Below are 24,742 nucleotides of genomic sequence, written 5' to 3'. Positions count from 1 at the left end.
TATACAATAACTAACAGAGAAGGGAGGATATAAAATGAAAAAATTATTGGTACTTATAATGGCACTTATAGTGACACTAAGTCTTGTAGCATGTAGAGGAGAAGATATCCAAGAAGCGGAAGAAACGATTGCAGATCCTTCTGCAAATAGCACGGATGCAGTTGATTTGCCTTATCAGAATGTAACACCGGAACAAATACAGACACTTTCTGATGTACTAGCTGAACTAGAGCCTTTGTACAATGAAGCAGCTGCATTAGCCGTAGAAAATGGCTGGGAAGCAGATGAGATTACGGTACAGGAGTTGAATGTTGTTTATACATTGATCGATGCTGGAAAACACGGTGTGGCAGATCCAAGTGAGTATGGCGACACCTCCAAGGAGGATATGGATGTCCTTGTGGAGCAGTATCAGGCTATTTTAGGAGCAATGCCTGATTTAATTGCTAAGGTCAGTGAGCTTTACGAAGAATAGCAATTACTGTTTTATTCAAGTGGATTAAACATAAAAAGTAATACCATAACAAAGGCGGATGCAGGTATTTAACATCTGCCTTTCTAAAAAATAGGAGGAAGTGATAATGATATCAAATTTCATCGCGATCATTGCAACTGTAGCTATCATTGTTCTATGGTTGATCTCTATACAGCGAAAGCTGGTGGTGATTGATGAGAATATCAGCAATGCTATGACTCAAATTGGTGTGCAGCTGTCAAGTCGTTTTGATGTCTTGATGGCTCTTTTGGATTTGACAAAGGGTTATGCCAAGCGTGAAAGCGAAACATTGATTGAAATCATCAAATCTAGAAGGAACGTGATTACAGCAAAATCAACACCTGATGATGTGCTGCGCCAGGAGGGGATTATTTCCGAAGCCTTGGATAGGATTTCCATGATAACGGAGCAGTACCCCGAATTAAAGACAAACCAAACCTACATCGAAGCCATGGATGCAGTGCAAACCTTTGAAAACATGGTGCGCACTAGCCGCCTTATTTACAATGACAGTGTGACTAAGCTAAACCGTGAAATCCGAAAGTTTCCGGTATCCATGATTGCTGGAATGTTAGGTTTCAGACAGAGAGACTATTTGGAGGAAGATATAATAGACATGAAATAATGTGCTTTATGAGCAGAGCCATGAGTTAGACGCAAAGAAAAAATAACTTCTTGGAGATTGAATAAAATCAGATTAGTTCCGTTAGAAAAGAAATTTAGAAATTTAGATACTTTTGGAACGCCAAGTAAATTTTGTCGAAGAGGAACAAGACCATAAGCAAAAAACTAATAAAGTTTTGTGAATGATATTTACCATGATATCGGTTGCAGTAATAGTGGAAGAAGGTAATGCTCCAATTTAAATCATATTAACGACTTTGACTAATCGATATACTAGAAGAAATAGAAGTACATTACTTACATAGAGCAAAAGGTTGAATAAAAGTTACATAATAACTATATCAAAAGTCGTGGAGTCATAAGTCCTTTGCACAGGATTTTCACATGGTTGATTAAATAAGTCTTTGAAATATCAATATTATAGAGTTAAGGATATTGAAAATACTACGGTATATAGTGTGTTACGGAATATGAGATTCAATACATTAGTTATCAAAGGAATAGAAAAACTACAATATGTCAGAGAAAAATACCTCTGGCATTTTGTATTTACAGGAAGAATCTAACTTAATTTTATTTCTAAAAACTGTTGCCAAAATGGCGAGAATAACATATAATACTATTGCTTTCTATTAATTGTTAGTTATTAATTTATTTGGGAGGTGAGGCATATAGAAATACTATGTTACAATTAAATACTAAGCGCCAGAACTCAATAACTTGAGTTGACGAGGACATGGTTTATCGAAAATTCGGCGGGTGCCATGCGGTGTTACTACCACCGTAAACAGTTGTACAAAACCCATAAGTGATTATGGAGACAAAGACAACTAGGTAGGTTTAAGCTCATTAAAAAATGAGCTTGTTTGTCGTGCTTTAAAACATATTTATATGAATAATATAATGTCAGAATTAGCATTTTAATAGAAAGACATCCATATAAATATAAGGAAGTGATAAAGATGTGTGGAATAATGGGATATATAGGAGCTAAAAAAGCTTCACCAATATTAATTGAGGGATTAGAAAAACTAGAATATAGAGGATATGATTCTGCAGGAGTTGCAATATTAGACGAAGGGAAGATTCAAGTTAGAAAGTTCAAAGGGAAGCTGTCTATATTAAAATTAGATGTAGAAGAAAATCCAATAGAAGGTAACATGGGAATAGGGCATACTAGATGGGCAACCCATGGAGAGCCCTCTGATGTAAACTCTCATCCACATAAAAGCAGTGATGGTAAAATAGTAGTAGTTCATAATGGAATAATCGAAAACTATATGGAGATAAAAGAAGAGCTTAAGAGTTTTGGATACAAATTTTTATCTGATACCGATACAGAGGTAATTGCACACTTATTAGAATATTATTATAATGGAGATATTTTAGAAGCAGTAAAAAAAGCAATAAATAAGATTGAGGGAGCATATGGACTAGGAATAATCCATGCAGATAATCCAGATATGCTTATAGCTGTAAAAAAAGATAGTCCACTAATAGTAGGTATAGGAGAGGGAGAGAATTTTATAGCTTCAGATATACCAGCTGTTTTGAAATATACAAGAAAAGTATATATACTTGAAAACCATGAAATGGCCATAGTAAAGAAAGATAGTATAAGCTTAATGAAAACAGATGGTACTCCAATAACTAAAGAAGTATTCAATGTAACATGGGATGTAGAAGCAGCAGAAAAAGGCGGATATGAACATTTTATGCTAAAAGAAATTTATGAACAGCCAAAGGCTATTAGGGACACATTATTACCTAGACTAAGTAACGGTGTAGATATTAAGATGGATTCTATAAACATATCAAAGGAGTATATGAAAAACCTCAGAAGAATTTATATAGTAGCTTGTGGAACTGCATATCATGCTGGACTTATTGGAAAAGACATTTTAGAAAGATATGTAAGGATTCCAACAATAGTAGATATAGCATCAGAATTTAGATATGGATACCCATTTATAGACCAAAACACACTAGTCATAGTAGTAAGCCAATCTGGAGAGACAGCAGATACATTAGCTGCATTAAGACTATCTAAAGAAAAAGGAGCTAGGGCTTTAGCTATAACTAATGTAGTAGGTAGCTCTATTGCTAGAGAATCAGACGATGTACTATATACATGGGCAGGACCTGAGATAGCTGTAGCATCTACAAAAGCTTACACTACACAGATATTAGCATTGACCTTATTAGCCTTAGATATGGCTACAAAAAATGAAAGTATAGCCCATGAAGATAAAGAGTGTATTATAGAGAATTTAACACACCTCCCTAGTAAAGTTGAAGAGATATTGTCTAATGTAGAGAATATAAATAGCATAGCTGAAGAAATATATAGATCACAAAGCATGTTTTATATTGGTAGAGGTATTGATTATGATGTAGCTAGGGAAGGTTCACTTAAGCTAAAGGAAATATCCTATATACATTCAGAAGCAATCGCAGCAGGAGAATTAAAGCATGGTACACTAGCATTAATAGAAGAAGGGACTCCAGTCATAGCACTAGTTACACAAGATAGGTTATATGATAAGACCTTAAGTAATATAAAAGAAGTAAAAGCAAGAGGAGCATATGTCATAGCAATAGCGAAAGAAGGGAATAGTGAAATACAAAAATCTGCTGATAAAGTTATCTATATTCCAGATGTAATAGATGAAATCACACCAGTCCCAAGTATAGTCCCATTGCAGCTATTGTCATATTATGTAGCATATAAAAGAGGATGCGATATAGATAAGCCAAAAAATCTTGCAAAAAGTGTAACAGTTGAGTAAGTACGACATTGCCTGGGAAATAATTTGTCTAAATATAATAAAGTTTGGTTAAGCCTCGTGGGCTAATAAAGGAGAAATCCTTATAGCCTACACGAGGTTTTTTGTTGTATTATGACATATCTAGGAAACGCTCTGCAGAGATTTAGTATTGCAGAGATAACACTGTAAGACTATGGAAGTAATGACGTTAATATTATATGATACATTATATAGGCTACAAATTCATTTTATATAGGTTAATGTATTGAAGGAGGTTTTTAAATGGCAAAACAGTTTGAGTGCTTAAGATGCAAAGGGCAGATGAAGTATCTTAAAGAATATCGTTTTGATTCACAGGATAATAATAGAGGAATATTTGGAGCATTATTTGATATTGAAGAGCATCTGATTTTTGATGTATATGTATGTCCTAGGTGCAGGCATACAGAATTTTTCTATACAGGGGTAAGAAAAGGCTTTGATGAATGGAATGATTGGTAATATTCTCTTAACATATTAGTAATATCACCCCTAATATAAAAATAGTATTAAGTATGACTATTTTTCATATTAGGGAGTGTTAGTTAAATGAAGCTTATAGTTATTAGAAAAGAAGTATTGCTAGTATTACCTTTACTTGTATTAGGATTAGTTTTTGTATTTGTAGAAAGAAATGAAACAGTTCCTACCATGTATTTGCCTATTACTGACAAAGTAATAGCCATTGATGCAGGACATGGAGGAATTGATCCAGGAGCTGTTGGTAAACAAGGAGTAAGAGAAGATGAAGTAAACCTTCAAATAGCCTTAAAGCTTAGAAAATTAATAGAAGAAAACGGTGGAGTAGTCATACTTACTAGAAATGACGGGGAAGGTTTATATACTGAAAAGTCAAAAACTATTAGAGAGAAAAAGAATGAAGACCTTAGAAATAGAAGAATAGAAGTAAATAAGGGTCAACCAGATGTACTATTATCAATTCATCTAAATAGCTTCACTCAGTCTCAATACTATGGTGCACAAACCTTCTATAAAGCAGGATGTGAAAAAAGCAAGAACTTAGCATTAATAATTCAAGAGGAGTTTAAAAATGTGTTAGACAAAAATAATAAAAGATTGCCCCAGCCAAGAGATGATATTTATGTAATAAAGGAGTCAGAAGCTCCAGCAGTCTTAATTGAATGTGGATTTTTGTCAAATTTAGAAGAGGAAAGAAGGCTAAATGATCCTAAGTATCAGCAAAAAATAGCTTGGGGAATCTACATTGGAGTGATGAGGTATTTCAACGAAATTGATAAATGAATATAAATAAAATTTTTAATAATTGTATCAATCGATAATGAGTATCATAGTTTACTACATTAGAAATATGTGAATAATAGTCTGTGGATAACTTTAATAATTGTGGAAAAACTTCAATTATGTAAAGTATAACTCTACATATCTTATAATTTAGCAAATGTATTTGTTTACATAAGTTATCCACTATTAATTGTGGATAATGTGGATAAGGTGGATAGAAAATTGATAATCTATATCAACTGAAACATTTAGGACAAAGATACTAGTTATTTTAAATGTTTAGATTTAAGATAGTATTTTGGAAATAAGACTATGAAAATATAAAACTATATATTAGAATATGAATATGGAATAAGCAGTAAAAACATGAAGTTCAATAGTAAATTAAACTAAAAGGTGGTAGCTTAAAAGATGAGAAATAAACCTATTGTAATAGGTGCTATAATAGCTCTAATATCATTGTTAATATTTATATTTTTAGCTATTGAGATATCCACAGCAGATGGCGGAGTATATTTTGATCAAAAGATTATTTCTTCTATTCATGAAAATATAAACCACGGCATAATGAAATTTATGATAGTAATAAGTTTTATAGGCTCAGCTAAGTTTTATTTCATAATTGCTCCATTTTTAATATGGTATTTAATAAGAAAGAAACATTGTAAAGAGCTTTGTGTATTAGCAATAGCTATATTAGGTAGTGTTATGATAAATCATTTGCTAAAAATATCTTTTGCAAGAATTAGACCATATGAATATTTTTTAGTAGAACAAGGTGGGTTTAGTTTTCCTAGTGGACACTCAATGAATACTCTTAGCTTTTATGGAATGGCTGCATATCTTTATTTAAGGAACAAGAAGTTAGATGCTAGAAAGATACTTATTTGGCTAATTACTATTATTTTTATAGGCCTTATGGGCTTTAGTAGAATATATCTAGGGGTACATTGGCCTACGGATATAATAGGGGGCTTTTGTGCAGGCTTTATCTGGTTATATATTTGCATATTAGGTGTTGAGTGTGTGCATAAAAGGGCATATAAAAGCTGCTAAATTAGTCAATTAGCAGCTTTTATGATGTATATGAAAGTTATATTATATATTTTTAATATAAAGGATTAACCATGTTTAAAGCAGATTATTGAAATCTCTAATTTTCTAAAAGTCTTTTCTACAGTGGCTCAAGAAGAGTGCTTATTTTTTGTAATGTTTAGATAAAAGCTTTTCTGAAGGATAATTCTATCATAGAGTTATATTTTTTTCATCTAATTTTGTATTTACATATTTTTGAATCATTGTTTTGATAACTGCTGCAATAGGGACAGCTAAAAGCATTCCCATAACTCCAGCAACTCCTCCTCCAATGGTTACAGATGTTATTATCCAAAATGGAGTCAGGCCTACATGCATACCGAGTATTTTGGGGCCTAAATACAATCCATCAAATTGTTGCAATAGAAATATAAATATAAGTACCCATAAAGCTTTAATTGGGCTATAGAACAAAGTAATAATAGTAGCTGGTATCATACCTATAAAAGGTCCGAAGTAAGGTATCATATTAGTTATACCTACTATAGTACTTAAAATTAACGCATAAGGCGTTTTTAACAAAGATAATCCAATAAAACACAATACTCCAATTATAGCAGAATCAATCATTTTACCAATTAAGAAGCTGGAAAACTGTATATTACACTCTCTACCTATATCAATTATTTTTTCTGCCCTTTCAGGCGTAAAAATCGCATACATTAGAGCCTTAGCTTGCTTTTTAAAGGACTCCTTATCCTTTAGCATGTATACAGATATGATCAAGCCTAGAGCAAAATTTGTTAGAGTAGAGGTAACAGCAGATGTAAAACCTATAAGCTGAGTTATTGTTTTATTAAATATTGGGTTTAATGAAGCTGTTATTTGACTAATGATATTTGTAAGGTTTTCATATAAATAATTTGTGACTCCAAGTCTGTCTAGAATACCTAAATTAAGAGTATGAGTGTTAATATAATTTTCTGTAATCTCAACAAATTTAGGAAATTCTTTAACTAGATTGCTTAAGCCTAGACCGATTTTAGGAGTAAAAATAGTTATTATAATTATTATACAGATAATTAGAATAGCATAAACAATTAATATACTCCATATTCTCTTGAGCTTAAATTTTTCTTCGACTTTAATAAGTAGTGGATTTAATAAATATGCAATTGAAAAAGCCCATATAAAAGGTTGCAACAATTTAGTAATTGATGCAAATGAGCGTGGTACTGTAAAAAACCTAAATATTAGTATAGATATAATGATTATAGGCAACAAATGAAAATAGTTTTTTTTCTTTATAATGACGCTCACCCCCACATTATTTTACTCAATTATAACATATAGAAAAAATATAGGGAATGAAAAAATACATATCTATGCTTTGCTACACGAATAATAGTATAATAGTGTTAGAGTCGTCTTTATACAGCATTAATAAACAGGAGGTAAGTCATGGATATCCAGTTAAAATCCTATAAGAAGGACTTTCAATATTCATATGCAATAGGAGTATTTCCAACACTAGAACTGCTTAAATACAAAAAAGAAGAGGTGCTAATGGTTTTACTAAGTTCCGATGGACAGGAAAATGAAGGGGTAAAAAAGATAATAGATATATGTAATGAGCATAAGATTCAAGTTCAGATAAATGATAAGGCCATTAATAGAATATCAAAAAAAGAAAACAGCTATGCCATAGGAGTATTTAAAAAGTATGAGCAAAGGCTAGAAGAACAGAACAATCATGTTGTATTAGTAAATCCAAGTGATATGGGAAACTTGGGAACTATCATAAGAACTATTCTAGGTTTTGGAATAAAAAATTTAGCAATTATAAGGCCAGGAGTTGATATATTTGACCCTAAAGCTATAAGGGCATCAATGGGGGCTGTGTTTAGGATATCATTCCAATACTTTGAGGATTTCAACAACTACCAGACTACATACAGTAATGATATATATACATTTATGCTAAATGCAAAGAAGAGCCTACCTGAAGTTGAAGTAAACACAAGTAGACCATTTTCATTAGTATTTGGTAATGAAGGAAGTGGGCTAGGAGATGAGTTTACTGATATAGGTACTAGCATAATAATTCCCCATAGCAATGAAATAGACTCTTTAAATCTTTCCATCGCAGTGGGGATAGCTGCATATGAGTTTACGAAATAGCTACTTAAGAATTTGACTAGGTATTTTTCGTCATCCTGAACGTAGTGAAGTATCTCGTGGAGAGATGCATTCGCTTCGCTCAGTATGGCAGACAGTGATACTATTCTATAAGTCGTATAGCACCCCTAAACCGTCTTCTCCAATGTCGCTCAAGCTTGCTGATAAGGAGACCACTTTTTGGAGACATATGGACAAACTCTCTATTACTTATCATAATTCCTGCATGTGTGATTACATCATGATTAACAACAAAATAGGCTAAGTCAAGGGGTTGTAGTTCGTCAATTCCGACATTTCTGCAGCCTAAGCTTTTTATTCCCCTAATATACCTTTCAGGATCAGCTCTATACCATTCTTCTTCTATTGGTTTTCCATCATCACCAGGGATGTCTATTCCAAAATCCTTATAAAAAAGCTTTATAAATCCAAGACAATCAATGCCTTCTTCAAGACTTCTTCCATTACGTAGGAATTTAGCATACCTATATTTCCTAATTCCTTCTCTAATTTTTTCTTGGATATTTTCATTCATATAATTTATCCCTCCAAATTATGTAAGTGAAGTAAAAAAACCTATCATTATATAATATGAATGAATTCGCAAAAGGTGAATACACAGTAAAAACAAATATCGCCCAGTATGTACATATTTGGGAAATCGATAGTACAGGCTTGAGTTATAGAAAAAAATTATTGTTAATAAACTGACAAGCTTTATATAATTATATATGGAAGCAAATAAATATGGAGGAGTGATAACGTGAAAAATGCAAAATGGAAGATAATAGGCTCGGGAGCAGTGTTAGGAGTACTGGCGGCACTTCTTGTAAAGTTTGGAAATCCAGTTAATATGGGTATATGTGTAGCTTGCTTCTATAGAGACATTGCAGGAGCTCTAGGTCTTCACAGAGCAGCAGTAGTGCAATATATAAGGCCTGAAATAGTCGGATTTATACTTGGATCATTTATATTTGCAAAGGCCAAAGGTGAATTTAAGGCAAGGGGTGGCTCCTCACCGATTTTACGCTTTGTATTTGGATTTTTTATGATGGTAGGAGCTCTAGTATTCTTAGGATGCCCACTTAGAATGATTTTGAGATTGGCAAATGGTGATTTAAATTCACTAGTAGGCTTAGTTGGTTACATAGTTGGTATTTTAATAGGAATTCAATTCTTAAAGAAAGGCTTTACTTTAGGAAAGAGTACAAGACAACCTACAGCATCAGGATATATAATGCCTGTTATAGCTGTAGTATTATTGATACTACTAGTAGTTGCACCTGCGTTTATATTCTTCAGTGCTGAGGGACCTGGCTCTAAAACAGCACCTATTTTAATGTCATTAGGAGCAGGACTTATAGTAGGTTTAATGCTTCAAAGAACTAGACTTTGTACAGCAGGTGGGTTTAGAGATGCATTTTTAATCAAAGATTTTCATTTCCTATGGGGGATAATAGGAGTATTTGTATTTGCTCTTATTGGAAATTTAATATTTAATCCTGCTGCATTTAAAGTTGGTTTTATAGAACAACCAATAGCACATAATGATCATGTGTGGAATTTCTTAGGTATGGCATTAGTAGGTTTGACAGCAGTATTACTTGGAGGCTGTCCACTTAGACAAACTATTTTAGCAGGAGAAGGAGACACAGATGCAGCTGTTACTATATTGGGACTAATAGTTGGTGCAGCATTTGCTCACAACTTTGGGCTAGCATCTAGCGCAGCTGGAACTACTCCAAATGGAAGAATAGCTGTGATAATTGGACTTGTAGTAACTATAGTTATAGCAGTTTCAATAGTAGTCAGTGCAAATAAAAATAAGAAGAAAGTTGCTTTGAAAGAAGGAGGTCAATAAGATGGCTAATATAGTTGATGCAAGAGGTAGATCTTGCCCAGAGCCAGTTATAATGACTAAAAATGCTATAGATAGTGGCAATACGAACTTTGAAGTGCTTGTAGACGCAAAGGTAGCAGTTGAGAATATAAAAAGATTTGCAACAAGCCAAGGCTACACAGTTAATGTTGAGGAAAATGATGATGAATTTACTCTTAGTATAAGAAAATAGGTGAAATCGTGGAAAATTATTATTGTATAGTTACATTTCATACTACTAATCATGCTCTTACCTTTGAAAAAGTTATGAAAGAAAATAAAGTAGATGTGAAACTAATGCCTGTGCCTAGACAGGTTAGCTCAAGTTGTGGAACAGCAGCACAATTTCCATGTGAGCTTAAAGATGAAATCTTAAAAACATGCTTAGAACAGCATATCGAAATAGATGAAGTCCATAAAATAGAGGTAAAGCATAGTAGTGGAATATTGTCAAAGCTGTTTAAGCAATCAAGTTAATATATGTGAAAAGAAAAGGGATATGCAGCTTATATGCATATCCCTGACTATATTCATTGTCCTTTTGTCTCAAGATATTCGTCATAGGTCATTCTTTTGTCTATTAGTCCAGAAGGAGTGATTTCAATAATTCTATTAGCTATAGTTTGTATAAACTGATGGTCGTGAGAAGTAAACAATATATTGCTTTTATAATCTCTAAGACCATTATTTAGGGCTGTAATAGACTCTAAGTCTAAGTGGTTAGTAGGTTGGTCTAAAACTAAAACATTTGCTGTACTTAGCATCATCTTAGCGAGCATACATCTTACTCTCTCTCCACCTGAAAGCACCTTTGCTTGTTTTAGAGCTTCTTCACCTGAGAAGAGCATCCTACCTAAAAATCCTCTTAAATAGCTTTCAGATTTTTCTTCAGAGAACTGACGCATCCAATCTACTAGATTTAGTTCCACATCATTAAAGAACTCAGAGTTGTCCTTAGGGAAATAAGCTGTAGTTATAGTAACACCCCATTTAAACTCGCCACTATCAGGTTCCATTTTACCCATTAGTATTTTAAATAATGTAGTATTAGCTATTTCATTTTCACCTACAAAGGCTATCTTATCATCTTTAGCTACAGTAAAGCTAATATTATCTAATACCTTTATTCCATCTATGGTTTTTGACAATCCTTCAACAGATAATATATTGTTTCCAACTTCTCTCTCAGGCTTAAAGCCTACATATGGGTATCTTCTACTAGAAGGCTGTATATCATCTAAAGTAATTTTTTCAAGAAGCTTTTTACGAGAAGTTGCTTGCCTAGACTTAGAAGCATTTGCACTGAACCTAGCAATAAAGTCTTGAAGCTCTTTAATTTTCTCTTCTTTTTTCTTATTTTGGTCTTTCATCATTTGAAGAGCTAATTGACTTGATTCGTACCAAAAGTCGTAGTTGCCCACATATAGTTTAATCTTTCCAAAGTCTATGTCAGCCATATGTGTACATACCTTATTTAAGAAGTATCTATCGTGAGATACTACTATGACAGTACCCTCAAACTCTATTAAAAACTCCTCTAGCCATGATATAGCCTTGATATCTAAGTGGTTAGTAGGCTCGTCAAGTATCAAGATTCCAGGCTTCCCAAATAGGGCTTGGGCTAGTAGAACCTTGATTTTATCATTTCCTGAAAGTTCTTTTACTTTTTTATCATGTAATTCTGTGCCTATACCTAATCCTTGGAGTAGAGAAGAGGCTTCAGATTCTGCTTCCCAACCATCTAGCTCTGCAAACTCACACTCAAGCTCAGAGGCTTTTATTCCATCTTCATCTGTAAAATCTTCCTTTGCATAAAGAGCATCTTTTTCTTTCATGATTTCATACAGTCTTGCATTACCCATGATGACAGTTTCCAATACCTGATGCTCATCATATTGGAAGTGGTCCTGCTTTAAAACTGACATACGAACATTTGGTGCTATGCTTACTTCACCTGTAGTTGGCTCTATCTCTCCAGATAAAATCTTTAAGAAAGTACTTTTTCCTGCACCATTTGCTCCGATAACCCCGTAGCAGTTTCCCGGAGTAAATTTTATATTTACATCTGAAAAGAGCTTACGCCCACCAAATTGCAAGCTTAAATTTGTTACATTAATCATCTAACTACCATCCTTTATTTAAATTCAATCCTCGTGATATTGTACCATAAAAATTGATATTATAGAAGGTTAAAAATAGATAAAAAAATAACTATGAAAAAAATAAGCCTTAGAGTCCTAAGGCTTATTTTTTGTGAAAAGCTTGTTTTTTACCTACATAAAAGTGGGCTGTGAAGTTCATCTAATTTTTCAGGTTTTATCAATAGGTGTAATGCTTTTGGTATTCATTACTCTGATAATTTTATGATGTTGTCAGAAATTCTAATAGATAGTTCTCTAATAGGTGGTGGATCTACTGTACCTGCAAAGGCTATATTGCTTAGAGTTGTAATAAGAGTTAAAACTGATAATAGAACAAGAATTTTCTTTTTCATTAATTATACCTCCTTTTTTTGTAATAAATCTATTATTAAGTTTTCTGCTTCTTTATAGTTATTTTGCTTTATGAAATATAGTAAAAGTTTGAGTACTAATATAAAATCTTCTTTGAATCTAATATTAATAATCTCATCATCTATTGTTTTTAACAGATCAGATAATTTATCTAAGCTGTTTGTATTAATATATAGCTCCATTAGTTTACCTAGAAACTTTTTATAGAGATTATGCATTCCAAATTTTTTTGATGAGGCTAAAGCCGTATTTAAATACTTCTCAGACTCTTCATAATTATTTAAGTATAAAAAAACATTTGATATTTCATAGTATATTTCGGTAAGATAAAATGAATCATCATCTATGTATGGAAGAGTAGTCATAATTTTATCAAAGTATTTCAGAATACTTTCTTTATCGTTTCTCTTTATATGAATTTGAACTATATTTATGTATGTTGCACAAATTTCGTCAAAACGATTTGTTTCACCGAGTATTTCTAAAAATTTCTCATAGCTTACTAAGGCTTTATTGTAGTTTTTAGTTTCATAATAAGAAATGCCTTCTAGCATTAATATTTTTTTAAAATTATCACTAGTATCATCAATGTATTTTTTGGCAATATCTAAATTATTTAAGCAATTATCATATTCTTTTAATTTTTTGTAAGCTAAAGCACTGTTATAATAAAACACACCTTTATACATATCTGGTATGTCATTTTGACTGAGTAACATATATTTACATAAATTAATGGCTTCATCGCATTTGCCTGTGACTATGCAATTAAAAACTAATTTAAGTGCAATCTTATAGCGGCCCTTCATATTCGGAAAATCATAAGAGGATTCTAAAGCTTTAAAATAATAGTAGTATTCCTTGTTTGAATTATTAGAAGCATAAAAAATGTCTCCTAATAGCTCATATATCTTTACCTTCTTATCAGTTAAATCCCATTCATTTAAAAAAGCTTCAATTTCATTAAGCTCGTTCGATTTAATGTCAAATTTTTTATTGATTAAGTCATCTTCTAATCTTTCAATATATGTATCAGCTTTTTTTCTTGCATTGTATCTTTTAGGGTTAAGCAAATCTTCTGGTTTAATGAAAATGTTTAAGTTTTTTTCACTCATAATTTTATTAATATTTCTAGCCATTATATTAGCTGCAGTGTCATATAATGTAGCCTTATCATTTTCAATAAGACTAATCAGGTTTCTAGTAATATCCTCACCAGCAATCTGATGCTGCCTTAGACCTAGATCTTTTCTTATTCTTTTTAGATTTTGACCTACAGTAACTTCAAAATGCTCTTCCAAAACAATCAACCTTTCAACCTAAATATAATTAATTTTACTTTAGATTAGAATATCACATATAAAAATAAATGTAAAGAGGTTTACAATATTTTTTTATTGAGTTATAATATTATTGAGGTAAATTGGCTTACTTATAAACAGGATAGCATATTTGGCATACATAGAAATTCAGTAAAGATATTATTGATATTAGGGGGATTAAAAATGATGTTTATAGCAAATAAAGATGATGCTAAGCTTATAAGATTAGCAAATGAGGAGTACATTTTATATCGTGTACCTACGGACAAGCTTTGTGGAACATGCAATGAAGCTATAAGTGACATAATAGAGGACAAAAAAACAGAAGATAAAAAAGATGAAAGAAAAGTTTTAATTGAATTTTATAGACCTAAAGAGAAGAAAAAATGTCCTGCTATTAAGCAAATTAATATTAATAAGTTAATGTACTAGAAATAATTAAATGTTAAGAAATAAGTTTACTCTCCTTAAGGTAGGTAAATTATGGAATAAGAATCTGATACTAAAAGGAGAGTATTTTTATTGAGATTTTTATTTTTAACTTCGAGTTTGAATATATTTACTATAATATTAAATATTAGATTTGGGAGTGAATCTATTGAATAATAAAATCAGAATTTTCTCTAAAGCTGGATAGCGATAGCAATTCTGAATTTATTGCTAGTATACTAATGGTTTATGCAAGGGGGATTTACAGATTTAGTAAAGAAGGACATACCGGTGCCAAAACTATATTTGATATACCCTAAAAATACATATCAAACATAACAATAGAGGACTTGGGTAATAATCTCCTTTAGCATTTTTCAGGTTCATAGGGGTCTTCTTCATAATCGAACTCTGTTTTTTTCATAGTAGATTTATTAGTAAAAGCTTTGTATTTATTTTTACTTTTACTTATACGTTTTAGTTTATCATAATCATCTTCTTCGTATTTGAATCTTGATTTAAAGAAACTATCCATTCTGATGCACTACCTTTCATATGTATATATTAAGTTAAATATACACTAGATATCTTATCACATAATAGCTTTACGTCCAAGTGTATCATAATAGATTATTCTTAAGTAAAAAATCTATACACCAAGGGAGCTGATTTTCTAATTTCCTAGTACAAGACGATGCTAAGCGCTAATTACATAGAAGTTGCATAGCTGCCAGATATACTTGGCAACTTTTTTGACAATAAAATAACTAATTTGATAATTTTATTAGTGAATGTTATATTTTAAGAGTGTAATTGAATAACTATAAAAATGTGGTGAGAAAAACTTAATGTTTTTATTCAACTTTGAAAGCTAACAGGAAGGATAAGGTGATAATTATGAATATGAGAAAACCGGAATGGCTAAAAACAGTACAGGATAGAGAAGCTAAAGAAGCTATTAGAGAAATGAATATAATGCTTAAAGATCTATCATTAAATACTGTATGTAAAGAAGCTAGTTGTCCTAATATGGGTGAGTGCTTCAAGAAAAACACAGCAACTTTTATGATTATGGGTCCAAACTGTACAAGACATTGTAAATTTTGTGATGTTACAAAAGGAGAGATATTTCCTTTAGATCCAAATGAGCCAGAAAATGTGGCTCTAGCATCAAAAAAGTTAGGCTTAAAGCATATAGTTGTAACTTCTGTAACTAGAGACGACTTAGAAGATGGTGGGGCGGTACATTTTGCAAAAACAATTCGTGCTATTAAAAGAGCTATACCAGATTCTACTGTAGAAGTGTTGATACCTGATTTGAAGGGAGTAAAAGAGAGTCTAGATATAGTTATAGATGCAAAACCAGATGTTATAAATCATAATGTTGAAACAGTTCCATCTCTTTATTCAACTGTTAGACCAGGTGCTATTTATAGTAGATCACTTAATGTCTTAAAATATGTAAAGGAAAAGTCCCCCGACATATTGACTAAAACAGGAATAATGTTAGGATTAGGTGAAGAAAAAGAAGAAGTACTTAAACTAATGGATGATTTAGTTAAAATAGATTGTGATATTTTTACATTAGGACAATATCTAAGACCTTCATCAAAACATATAGAAGTAAAAGAATATGTAACCCCAGAGACCTTTGAAGAATACAAGAGAATTGGTGAAGAAAAAGGAATAAAATATGTAGCAAGCTCGCCACTAGTAAGAAGCTCATATAATGCCCTAGAAGCGATTAAGAGGATTAGGGGGCTATAATCATATGATATATGTTGAAAATAACTCTTTAGATCCATTTTTTAATTTTGCCCTTGAATGTTATTTGATAAATGAGCTGGATATAAGTGATGAATATTTCATGTTCTGGCGAACAGAACCTACACTGATGATTGGAAAACACCAAAATACCTTAGAAGAAATCAATAAAGATTATGTAAAAGAGAAAAACATTCATGTTGTTAGACGTATCAGTGGGGGAGGAACTATATATACGGACCCTAATGGGTGGCAATTTAGCTTTATTGTAAAAAATAAACAATCTCGTGATATTGATTTTAGCACTTATACAACTCCAGTTATTAAAGCCTTGAATGAATTAGGTGTAAAGGCAGAGCTAAGCGGTAGAAACGATATATTAATAAATGGAAAGAAAATCTCTGGCAATGCCCAATATAGCAATAATAATTGCCTTTTACATCATGGTTCCATTTTATTTAATACTGACTTAGATGAGCTAGTCAGATCAATAACTGTATCTGATGAAAAAATTGTTTCAAAGGGGATAAAATCAGTACGTGAAAGAGTTACTAATGTAGCAGATAACTTGGATAAAAAGATCAGTACAATAGAATTTAGAGACTTGATGGTGAGCTATTTACTTAAGGATGCTAAAGGAACCTATAAATTAAATGAAAAAGATATTTTAAGAGTTAAAGAAATAGCGGATAGCAAATTTAGAACTTGGGAGTGGAATTATGGTAAATCACCTGAGTTCAATATCACAAAAAGCAAGAGGTTTAGTGGTGGTAAAGTAGAATTTAAGCTTAATGTGAAAAATGGATATATAGAGCAATGTACAATATTTGGGGACTTCTTTAGTAAGGGTGATGTTAGAATAGTTGCTGATTCATTAATAGGTTGCCCTTATAAAGAAGAGGGCATAAGAGCTAAACTTGACGAAATTAGAGCTGCTGACTTTTTCCATATGGTGACTATAGATGAATTAGTGAGCTGCATAATTTGATAAGGATAAAAGGAAATATAACACTTGGGTGAAACCAAGTGTTTTTAACAATTTTCCCCTTTTTGTTCGTTAGATAGTACAAAAACACTTTTCCTATAGATGAATTTTAGCCAGTATATTTACGCTAAAAATATTTAACAAAATCTCCAATGAGAGTTATGGCCTAAAACTAAGTCATTGTGTACTATATATGGTTAGAAGTTTTAATAAAATTTAGTTTCTAGCTATGATTTGTTAAGCAGAGCCTTAGTTTATATATAATTTCAAGTCTAACTTTATACCCACATAAATGTCTAAAGAGAAATTTAAATCAGATTGAACCTATAGTTCCTGCCTAAGCTTCATTAAGTCTAAGGAAGACAGGGGGACGGGAAGACAGGGGGACGTTTCAAATGTCTCGAAGACAGGGGGACGTTTCAAATGTCTTGTGGATATAATATGAAGATTAGTTTAGAAAAGCAACTATAAAAGTGAAAAAAACTGGGGAATTTGAAATATATGTTTTTGTCTTATGGATAAATTCTCTATATATTAGTTAAGAAAAATGAAAAATTAGTAGTAATTATAAACGTAGGACAGTAAAATATGCTAGTTGGAATAACAATAAGAATGAAAGGCTAGGCCATTTGTATTAGAACAGGTATAAGAGCGAAGCAGTTGAGATAGAAGATTATTTAATAAAAATATTAAGATGCTTTTATCAAAATCCAGTTTAAGTTGAGAAAATGCTCCAACTAGAAAATTAAATATGGAGTAGGAATACTCAGTAATATTTGCTTTAATATCGTAGGTATGGCTTTTTTGTTGATACATAATTAATCAGGACATTAATAATAGGTTTTGTAGTCGCATGAATATTATCAATGTCTAGAAAGTAGAGATAGATGAAAAAACATTATGATGTTACCAATTGAAAAAATTAGCAAACAGTATAATTTAGCTGATATAACAAAGTTTTTCAATGTAAAAAATGTGATAATCAAGTAAATTTAATTATGAGACGGGTATTAGTATATGAAAACTAAGTAAGGTATTAAAAACGAGGAGAGTAATCGAGATGAATGCAAGATAAGACAGATGAAGCGTCCCCTTGTCTCGCGAGATAAGACAGATGAAGCGTCCCCTTGTCTCGAGACAGATGAAGCGTCCCCTTGTCTCGTGGAGGTAATTATGAGAATTATTATTTCACCTGCAAAGAAGATGAAAGTAGATACAGATACTTTAAATTATAATCAACTTCCTTATTTTATAGATGACACTAAGATACTGATGGAATATTTAAAAGGATTAAGTTATGAAGATTTGAAATCAATTTGGGATTGCAATGATAAAATAGCTACTCTTAATTATGAAAGAATACAGAGTATGAATTTGTACCGTAATTTGACTCCAGCAATTCTTTCATTTGAAGGTATTCAGTATCAATATATGGCTCCAGTGGTGTTTCAAACCGAAGAATATGAATATATTGAGGAACATCTTCGTATTCTTTCAGGTTTTTATGGTATGCTGCGTCCATTTGATGGGGTGGTGACATACAGGTTGGAAATGCAGGCAAAGTTAAAAGGATATAACTTAAGCACGCTTTACGAATTTTGGAATAGTAAGATAGCAAATAAGCTTTTTTCAGAGAGTAATTGTATTGTAAACTTGGCATCTAAAGAATACAGCAAATGTATATCTAAATATTTAAATGAAAATATAAGATTTGTTACTTGTGTCTTTGGTGAAATGATTGATGAAAAGATAATAGAAAAAGGCACACTAGTAAAGATGGCAAGAGGAGAAATGGTAAGGTTTATGGCAGAAAATAAGATTGAATATATAGAGGATATTAAAAGCTTTGATAGACTAAATTATGTTTTTAAAGAGCATTTATCGAATAAAAACACATATGTTTTTTTAAAGAAGGAAACGTAATTGGGCAATAGTACCAGATATTTGAACTATAATTATGACCAACTTCAAGATGCTAGGCTCATATTACTATTAAAAGATAATGGCGAATAATGACAATATTTTTAGATGCATTGTAACTTTTCAAGGTAGTTGTTTAAATTGCAAGGTAGGTGGACTTAGAATATTTTTTTCTAGGTCCACTTTTTATATGGAAAGAAAATGATATAGAAAAAGAGTTGACAGTTTATATTGGATTTGTTATATTAAAATAAGTTATTGACAATGAGAATTATTATCAAATAACCCCGTGTTATATATACGAGATTTTAATGGAAAATGATTAGCTTACTATAGCATATAAATATTGCCTTGATATTAGTTCATCATTTCAATAATTGCTACATAATCAGAATATACAAAAGGAGAGAAATTATGAAAAAATCAAAGTTATTTATACTTATTTCTGTCATTACAGTTTTTGCTTTAATGATTACAGCTTGTTCAAGCTCAAGTAATGAAACTACTCAACCTGTAGCTAACGAGCAAACAAGCAATGAGCAACCAACAGTATCTGAACCTACAACAGTAGAAATTACAGATGTTCATGGAACTGTTACTGTTCCTGTAAATCCTAAGAACGTAGTTGCATTAGACAATAGGACATTTGAAACATTATCTGATTGGGGAATTAAATTAGCAGCAGTTCCTAAGGGAGTAATGCCAGCAGATTCACCATATGTGGCTGATGAGTCAGTACTAGATGTTGGAAATCACCGCGAACCAAATCTTGAAATTATAGCTGCTGTAGAACCTGAACTTGTAATTATCGGTCAAAGATTTGCAAGCTTCTATGAAGACATAAAGGCACTAGTTCCCAATGCAGTAGTTATTGATTTAAATTTTGATGTTTCTGAGACTGCTGCTACGCCTGGTGAAAACTTAGTAAGTGGACTAAAGGATTCTACAATCGCATTAGGAAAAATCTTTGATAAAAATGAAGAGGCTGAAAAATTAGTAGCTGAATTTGACAAAGCTATAGAAGATGTGAAGACTTCATATAACGGAACAGATAAAATCATGAGTGTCATAGTTTCTGCTGGAAATATTGGCTTCTCAGCACCTCATTCTGGACGTGTTTGGGGGCCAATGTATGAAATCTTTGGATGGGTTCCAGCCTTAGATATCAATAGTGCTACTTCAGATCATCAAGGGGATGAAATTTCTGTTGAAGCTATTGCTCAAAGTAATCCTGATTGGATATTCGTGCTAGATCGTGATGCTGCAGTATCTTCTACAACTGATGCAGTTCCTGCACAAGATGTGATAGATAATTCACCTGCTCTTCAAAACACAAAAGCAGTAAGAGAAGGAAATATAGTTTATGCACCAGCAGATACTTACACTAATGAATCAATTCAAACTTATCTAGAATTATTTCAAGATATTGCAAATGCTCTAGCTAAGTAGTAAAGGGGTATATTAAGTGCAAAAAAATACAATTCAAACAATGGCAAGGGCTGAGAGTTCTCAGCCCAAACGCTGTAATAACAATAGAATATGGACGAAACCTTTTATTTTAGCGATTTTGCTTGTTGTGATTTTGGGCATTATATCACTGTTTACAGGAGTTTACGATATACGAGGACAAGAAGATGGAATGAGAATGTTTTTCATAACTCGTGTTCCAAGAACTATTGCACTAATGCTTACTGGTGCTGCAATGTCTATGTCAGGACTAGTAATGCAACTTATTACACAGAATCGTTTAGTTGAATCTACTACAACTGGAACTATTGAGTGGGCAGGCTTGGGACTTACAATTGTCTATCTATTATTTCCTGCACCAACCTTAGTTCAAAGAATGACTGGTGCTATTATCTTTTCTTTTGCTGGAACTATGATTTTCTTTTTCTTTTTAAGAAGAGTAAAACTCCGTTCGTCTTTAATAGTACCTATTATTGGGATGATGCTTGGTGCGGTGATTTCTGCATTCTCTACTTTTATTGGACTTGTATTTCAGATGACACAAAATATTGAAACATGGTTTGTGGGATCCTTTGCACCAGTTCAAGTTGGTAGATATGAATACTTATGGTTAATTGTTATAGTTACTTTCTTTATTTTTATCTATGCTGACAGATTTACTTTAGCTGGACTAGGACAAGATATGACAACAAGTCTCGGATTGAACTATAATAATATAGTTCTTTTGGGTACTGGTCTTATTGCTCTTGCTGTAGGAATTGTTGCAGCTGTTATTGGGAATTTACCTTTTTTAGGGTTAATTGTTCCAAATATTGTTTCCATGTATAGAGGCGATGATCTTAGGAGTAATTTGCCTTGGGTATGTGTTATAGGAATGGGAACTATAACTGTTTGTGATATAATTTCTCGAACTATTATAATGCCCTTTGAAGTACCTGTCTCAATGATACTTGGAACACTGGGCTCGGTGGTATTTATAGTAGTTTTATTGAGACAAAGGAGGTCAAGATGAGCGAACTCGTATATAGAAATAAAGAAAGTACAAAAATAGACTCAGGACTAAATACTAAAAATAGATCTGCTAGAGCTTTTCGTTCTAAGAAAGAAGAAAAACGTTATTGGTTCTTACTTATAACATTTATTGCCTTGGGACTTTTGGCATCTTATGGACTTCTGGTTTATAACAATCCAGTTCCAGTCAGCTCACCTTCTTTTATCCCAGTAGTTAAAAGAAGGATGGTAGCTATTATTTCTATGGTCATAGCTGCAATTTGTCAGAGTTTATCCACTGTTGCTTTTCAATCAATTACGGGTAATAGGGTTATAACACCTTCCCTATTGGGTTTTGAAGCACTTTATTCTACAATTCAGACAAGTACAATGTTTTTCTTTGGAGTTAGTGCTTTTATAAGTTTTAGTGGTGTTGGATCGTTTTTATTTCAAGTTATTGCTATGGTTTTAATGTGTTTAATACTTTACGGGTGGCTACTTTCAGGGAAGTATGGAGATTTACAGCTAATGTTATTAGTAGGAGTTATTATTGGAACTGGCTTGAGATCTTTGTCAACTTTTATGAGAAGGCTACTTGCTCCATCTGAGTTTGATATTTTACAAGCAAGATTATTTGGCTCTGTTAATAATGCAGATCCTTCATATTTTCCTATTGCAATTCCAATTGTAATAATTACTGCCATAATTCTTATTAGATATTCTAAAAAGCTAAATGTATTGTCCCTTGGAAAACATGTTTCTACAGCCTTGGGTGTTAAGCATCAAATAGGTGTAATATTAGGACTAGTACTAGTATCTATACTAATGTCAATTTCAACAGCCTTAGTTGGACCCCTTACTTTTTATGGGTTCTTAGTTGCGACTTTGACTTATCAAGTAGCGTCAACATATGACCATAGATATATTTTTCCAATGTCCCTTGCCATAGGATTCTTGATAATAACTACTTCATATTTCTTTATGTATCATGTTTTCAATGCACAGGGTGTAGTTTCAATAATTATCGAAATGTTTGGTGGTATTACATTCTTAATAGTATTGTTGAGGAAGGGGACTTTATGATAAATATAGATAATGTAAAAAAGGTTTATACTGATGAGGTAGCGATAGGGCCTTTGAGTATTACGATACCAAAAGCTGGGATTACTTCTTTAATTGGTCCAAATGGTGCTGGGAAATCAACGACTCTTTTGATGATTGGAAGATTGTTGAATATGGATGAAGGTCAGATTAAGGTGGCAAATATGGATGTTACTGCCTCTAAGTCAGAAGATTTGGCGAAAATATTGACTATCTTACGACAAGAAAATCATTTTGTTACAAGGCTTACGGTTAGACAATTAGTTGGTTTTGGGCGTTTTCCATATTCTAAGGGAAGGCTAACAGATAAGGATGAGGATATAATTTCTAAATATATTGACTTTTTAGGCCTGACTGACTTAGAAAATAGATATCTAGATGAGCTTTCTGGAGGTCAAAGGCAAAGGGCCTATGTTGCCATGGTATTGTGTCAAGAAACAGAATATGTATTATTGGATGAACCTTTGAACAATCTTGATGTGGCACGTTCTGTTCAGATGATGGAACATTTAAGGTACGCCGCTGATAAGTTTGGGAGAACAATTTTGACTGTTTTGCATGATATAAATTTTGCAGCGAAATATTCCGATAGAATATGTGCCATGAAGAATGGGAAAATAGCTGCTTTTGGAACAGTTGAAGAGATTATGGACTCAAAAATACTGACAGATATTTTTGAAACAAAAATAGAAATTATTAATAGTCCTAATGGACCAATAGCAACTTACTAAGTAAAGGAGTAGCATGGCTACTCCTTTACTTGTTAGCTAGATATGTTGCTAATTCTATGATTTGAAAGAAAACCTATTACCTAGCTAATGCAAGATAGCTATACTATAGAAAGGATTTAGTTAAAGGAAAAATTATAATGCCTATAAAATTAGAGTGTAAGGATTTATTGCTAGTAGGGAAAGTAGAGTATCTTCAATATTGACAAAAGATATGAAAGTAAATATAATATATAAAAATTCATATATAGTGAATTATATTCGTATATAGTGAGTGTATCTAAGCAAATACTTAGTAATTGTGAGCGATACAGGGAGAAATCCTACACGCGGATAATAAAGCCTGCGGAGTCACCATAATGCTGATTCTGTAGGTTTTTTTATAATAATAACAGGGGGAATTTTTATGACAAGTGAAGTAAGAAAATATTATGACGAGAATGCAGAACTTGAGTGGCAGCGATTAAATAATCCATATTCAAGGGTAGAATTTTGTTCTACAATGTATCTAATTAAAAAGCACTTTCCTAAAAGTGGTAAAATCATTGATATTGGTTCAGGTCCGGGAAGATACTCTTTAGAGTTACTCAAAAGGGGATATAGGGTTAGCCTTTTGGATTTATCAAAAAATGAGCTAGACATTGCAAAACGGAAGATTGAAGAAGCTAATTTAACTGCAGAAAACTACTATTGTAAAAGTGCATTAGAGCTTGAGTTTTTAGAGGCTGAGTCTTTTGATGGAGTTTTAGTAATGGGCCCACTATATCATTTGCATAGTCATGAAGATAGGATTAAGGTATTAAGTGATACTTATAGGATATTAAAAAACAATGGTATTGCGCTCATATCATATATCAACACATGGGGAGCACTCAAGGCAAGTGTAGGGGAATTTCCAGACGTCTTTAAAGATGTAGGGCATTTTGACAGGTATAAAAATGGAGATCTAAAGTTTTCTCCAGAGGAAAGCTTTACTTCTACATATTTTACTACACCTCCTTTAGCTTTAGAAGAAATCAAGAAATCTGGATTTGAAATAGTATCTTATGCCGGTGCAGAAAGTTTTTTGGCAGGACTCAGTACTCAGGTGAAAAATCTATATTTGTATATGCCTGAAGTGTATGAAAACTATTTAAAAAAAGCTGCAGAATTTTGTGAACTGCCTCAGTATAGAGATGCTACAGAGCATCTTCATGTAATTGTAAAGAAATCTTAATGAGACAGCAGAGACAGGGGGACAG

Annotated in this window: 25 protein-coding genes; 19 read left to right on the top strand and 6 right to left on the bottom strand. The window is 32.2% G+C overall.

Translation table 11 applies throughout. The annotated features are described in order from the left end of the window. Positions 1-46 precede the first annotated feature (46 nt). From DW1_RS12410 to DW1_RS12385, 6 genes are all read left to right on the top strand, one after another. Positions 47-475 carry a hypothetical protein gene (locus DW1_RS12410; RefSeq protein ID WP_242942500.1) on the top strand — a complete coding sequence of 143 codons (429 nt, stop codon included), beginning with the start codon at positions 47-49 and terminating at the stop codon, positions 473-475. Positions 476-581: 106 nt separating this feature from the next. Then, complete coding sequence (locus tag DW1_RS12405; protein ID WP_074350943.1) at positions 582-1,121, top strand: LemA family protein; 540 nt, start codon at positions 582-584, stop codon at positions 1,119-1,121. 961 nt (positions 1,122-2,082) lie between these two features. Continuing rightward, positions 2,083-3,909 carry a glutamine--fructose-6-phosphate transaminase (isomerizing) gene (glmS, locus tag DW1_RS12400; protein ID WP_074350942.1) on the top strand — a complete coding sequence of 609 codons (1,827 nt, stop codon included), beginning with the start codon at positions 2,083-2,085 and terminating at the stop codon, positions 3,907-3,909. Positions 3,910-4,170: 261 nt separating this feature from the next. Beyond that, positions 4,171-4,389, top strand: coding sequence for a hypothetical protein (locus DW1_RS12395; protein WP_074350941.1), 219 nt, complete (start codon positions 4,171-4,173; stop codon positions 4,387-4,389). 87 nt (positions 4,390-4,476) lie between these two features. Then, entirely contained in the window at positions 4,477-5,190 is a 714-nt protein-coding gene (cwlD, locus tag DW1_RS12390; protein WP_074350940.1) for an N-acetylmuramoyl-L-alanine amidase CwlD, read from the top strand. Between the two features lie 411 nt (positions 5,191-5,601). Then, positions 5,602-6,246, top strand: coding sequence for a phosphatase PAP2 family protein (locus tag DW1_RS12385; RefSeq protein ID WP_074350939.1), 645 nt, complete (start codon positions 5,602-5,604; stop codon positions 6,244-6,246). A gap of 189 nt (positions 6,247-6,435) precedes the next feature. Here the strand turns inward: DW1_RS12385 and DW1_RS12380 are convergent, their stop codons facing one another. Next, positions 6,436-7,509 carry an AI-2E family transporter gene (locus DW1_RS12380; RefSeq protein WP_242942499.1) on the bottom strand — a complete coding sequence of 358 codons (1,074 nt, stop codon included), beginning with the start codon at positions 7,507-7,509 and terminating at the stop codon, positions 6,436-6,438. A gap of 177 nt (positions 7,510-7,686) precedes the next feature. Here DW1_RS12380 and DW1_RS12375 point away from each other — a divergent pair, with 177 nt between their 5' ends. Continuing rightward, positions 7,687-8,406: a TrmH family RNA methyltransferase gene (locus tag DW1_RS12375; RefSeq protein WP_200800528.1), complete on the top strand. Its 720-nt coding sequence runs from the start codon at positions 7,687-7,689 to the stop codon at positions 8,404-8,406. Between the two features lie 100 nt (positions 8,407-8,506). Here the strand turns inward: DW1_RS12375 and DW1_RS12370 are convergent, their stop codons facing one another. Next, positions 8,507-8,938: a C40 family peptidase gene (locus DW1_RS12370; protein ID WP_074350938.1), complete on the bottom strand. Its 432-nt coding sequence runs from the start codon at positions 8,936-8,938 to the stop codon at positions 8,507-8,509. Between the two features lie 228 nt (positions 8,939-9,166). On the opposite strand from DW1_RS12370, the gene yedE reads away from it, so the two are divergent. The 3 genes from yedE to DW1_RS12355 are packed head-to-tail and all read left to right on the top strand — an operon-like array spanning position 9,167 to position 10,759. Continuing rightward, entirely contained in the window at positions 9,167-10,264 is a 1,098-nt protein-coding gene (yedE, locus tag DW1_RS12365; RefSeq protein ID WP_074350937.1) for a YedE family putative selenium transporter, read from the top strand. 1 nt (position 10,265) lies between these two features. Continuing rightward, positions 10,266-10,475 (top strand): sulfurtransferase TusA family protein, encoded by a 210-nt coding sequence (locus DW1_RS12360; protein ID WP_074350936.1) that lies wholly within the window; start codon positions 10,266-10,268, stop codon positions 10,473-10,475. 8 nt (positions 10,476-10,483) lie between these two features. After that, positions 10,484-10,759: a putative Se/S carrier protein gene (locus DW1_RS12355; protein ID WP_074350935.1), complete on the top strand. Its 276-nt coding sequence runs from the start codon at positions 10,484-10,486 to the stop codon at positions 10,757-10,759. Positions 10,760-10,812: 53 nt separating this feature from the next. On the opposite strand, the gene DW1_RS12350 is transcribed toward DW1_RS12355, so the two are convergent. The 3 genes from DW1_RS12350 to DW1_RS12345 form a co-directional block, all read right to left on the bottom strand. Then, on the bottom strand, positions 10,813-12,402 hold the full coding sequence (locus tag DW1_RS12350) for an ABC-F family ATP-binding cassette domain-containing protein (protein ID WP_074350934.1): 1,590 nt from the start codon (positions 12,400-12,402) through the stop codon (positions 10,813-10,815). A gap of 227 nt (positions 12,403-12,629) precedes the next feature. Further along, a complete protein-coding gene (locus tag DW1_RS15590) occupies positions 12,630-12,776 on the bottom strand; it encodes a hypothetical protein (protein WP_159433593.1) in 147 nt (48 codons plus the stop codon). A 3-nt stretch (positions 12,777-12,779) separates the two neighbouring features. Then, a complete protein-coding gene (locus tag DW1_RS12345) occupies positions 12,780-14,096 on the bottom strand; it encodes a helix-turn-helix domain-containing protein (RefSeq protein WP_074350933.1) in 1,317 nt (438 codons plus the stop codon). A 204-nt stretch (positions 14,097-14,300) separates the two neighbouring features. Between DW1_RS12345 and DW1_RS12340 the strand changes: the two genes are divergently transcribed. Next, positions 14,301-14,549, top strand: coding sequence for a hypothetical protein (locus DW1_RS12340; RefSeq protein ID WP_074350932.1), 249 nt, complete (start codon positions 14,301-14,303; stop codon positions 14,547-14,549). A 364-nt stretch (positions 14,550-14,913) separates the two neighbouring features. On the opposite strand, the gene DW1_RS15585 is transcribed toward DW1_RS12340, so the two are convergent. Then, on the bottom strand, positions 14,914-15,081 hold the full coding sequence (locus DW1_RS15585; RefSeq protein WP_159433592.1) for a hypothetical protein: 168 nt from the start codon (positions 15,079-15,081) through the stop codon (positions 14,914-14,916). Between the two features lie 353 nt (positions 15,082-15,434). On the opposite strand from DW1_RS15585, the gene lipA reads away from it, so the two are divergent. The 8 genes from lipA (at position 15,435) to DW1_RS12300 (ending at position 24,717) form a co-directional block, all read left to right on the top strand. Further along, positions 15,435-16,313 (top strand): lipoyl synthase, encoded by an 879-nt coding sequence (lipA, locus tag DW1_RS12335; RefSeq protein ID WP_278335761.1) that lies wholly within the window; start codon positions 15,435-15,437, stop codon positions 16,311-16,313. Between the two features lie 4 nt (positions 16,314-16,317). Beyond that, on the top strand, positions 16,318-17,298 hold the full coding sequence (locus DW1_RS12330; RefSeq protein WP_074350930.1) for a lipoate--protein ligase: 981 nt from the start codon (positions 16,318-16,320) through the stop codon (positions 17,296-17,298). Positions 17,299-18,468: 1,170 nt separating this feature from the next. Then, positions 18,469-19,218: a peroxide stress protein YaaA gene (gene yaaA / locus DW1_RS12325; RefSeq protein WP_074350929.1), complete on the top strand. Its 750-nt coding sequence runs from the start codon at positions 18,469-18,471 to the stop codon at positions 19,216-19,218. 411 nt (positions 19,219-19,629) lie between these two features. Beyond that, entirely contained in the window at positions 19,630-20,664 is a 1,035-nt protein-coding gene (locus tag DW1_RS12320; RefSeq protein ID WP_074350928.1) for a siderophore ABC transporter substrate-binding protein, read from the top strand. A gap of 16 nt (positions 20,665-20,680) precedes the next feature. Next, a complete protein-coding gene (locus DW1_RS12315; RefSeq protein ID WP_074350927.1) occupies positions 20,681-21,694 on the top strand; it encodes an ABC transporter permease in 1,014 nt (337 codons plus the stop codon). Further along, a complete protein-coding gene (locus DW1_RS12310; protein ID WP_074350926.1) occupies positions 21,691-22,755 on the top strand; it encodes an iron chelate uptake ABC transporter family permease subunit in 1,065 nt (354 codons plus the stop codon). The genes DW1_RS12315 and DW1_RS12310 overlap by 4 nt, the downstream gene beginning before the upstream one ends. Further along, positions 22,752-23,504 carry an iron ABC transporter ATP-binding protein gene (locus DW1_RS12305; RefSeq protein WP_074350925.1) on the top strand — a complete coding sequence of 251 codons (753 nt, stop codon included), beginning with the start codon at positions 22,752-22,754 and terminating at the stop codon, positions 23,502-23,504. Before DW1_RS12310 ends, DW1_RS12305 begins: the two co-directional genes overlap by 4 nt. Positions 23,505-23,907: 403 nt before the next feature. Beyond that, positions 23,908-24,717 carry a class I SAM-dependent methyltransferase gene (locus DW1_RS12300; RefSeq protein ID WP_074350924.1) on the top strand — a complete coding sequence of 270 codons (810 nt, stop codon included), beginning with the start codon at positions 23,908-23,910 and terminating at the stop codon, positions 24,715-24,717. Positions 24,718-24,742: the final 25 nt, after the last annotated feature.

It is taken from the genome of Proteiniborus sp. DW1, from assembly GCF_900095305.1.
GTDB lineage: Bacteria > Bacillota > Clostridia > Tissierellales > Proteiniboraceae > Proteiniborus.
The sequence above is the reverse complement of the archived record's forward strand: the minus strand, read 5'-3'. Positions and strand labels throughout refer to the sequence as shown.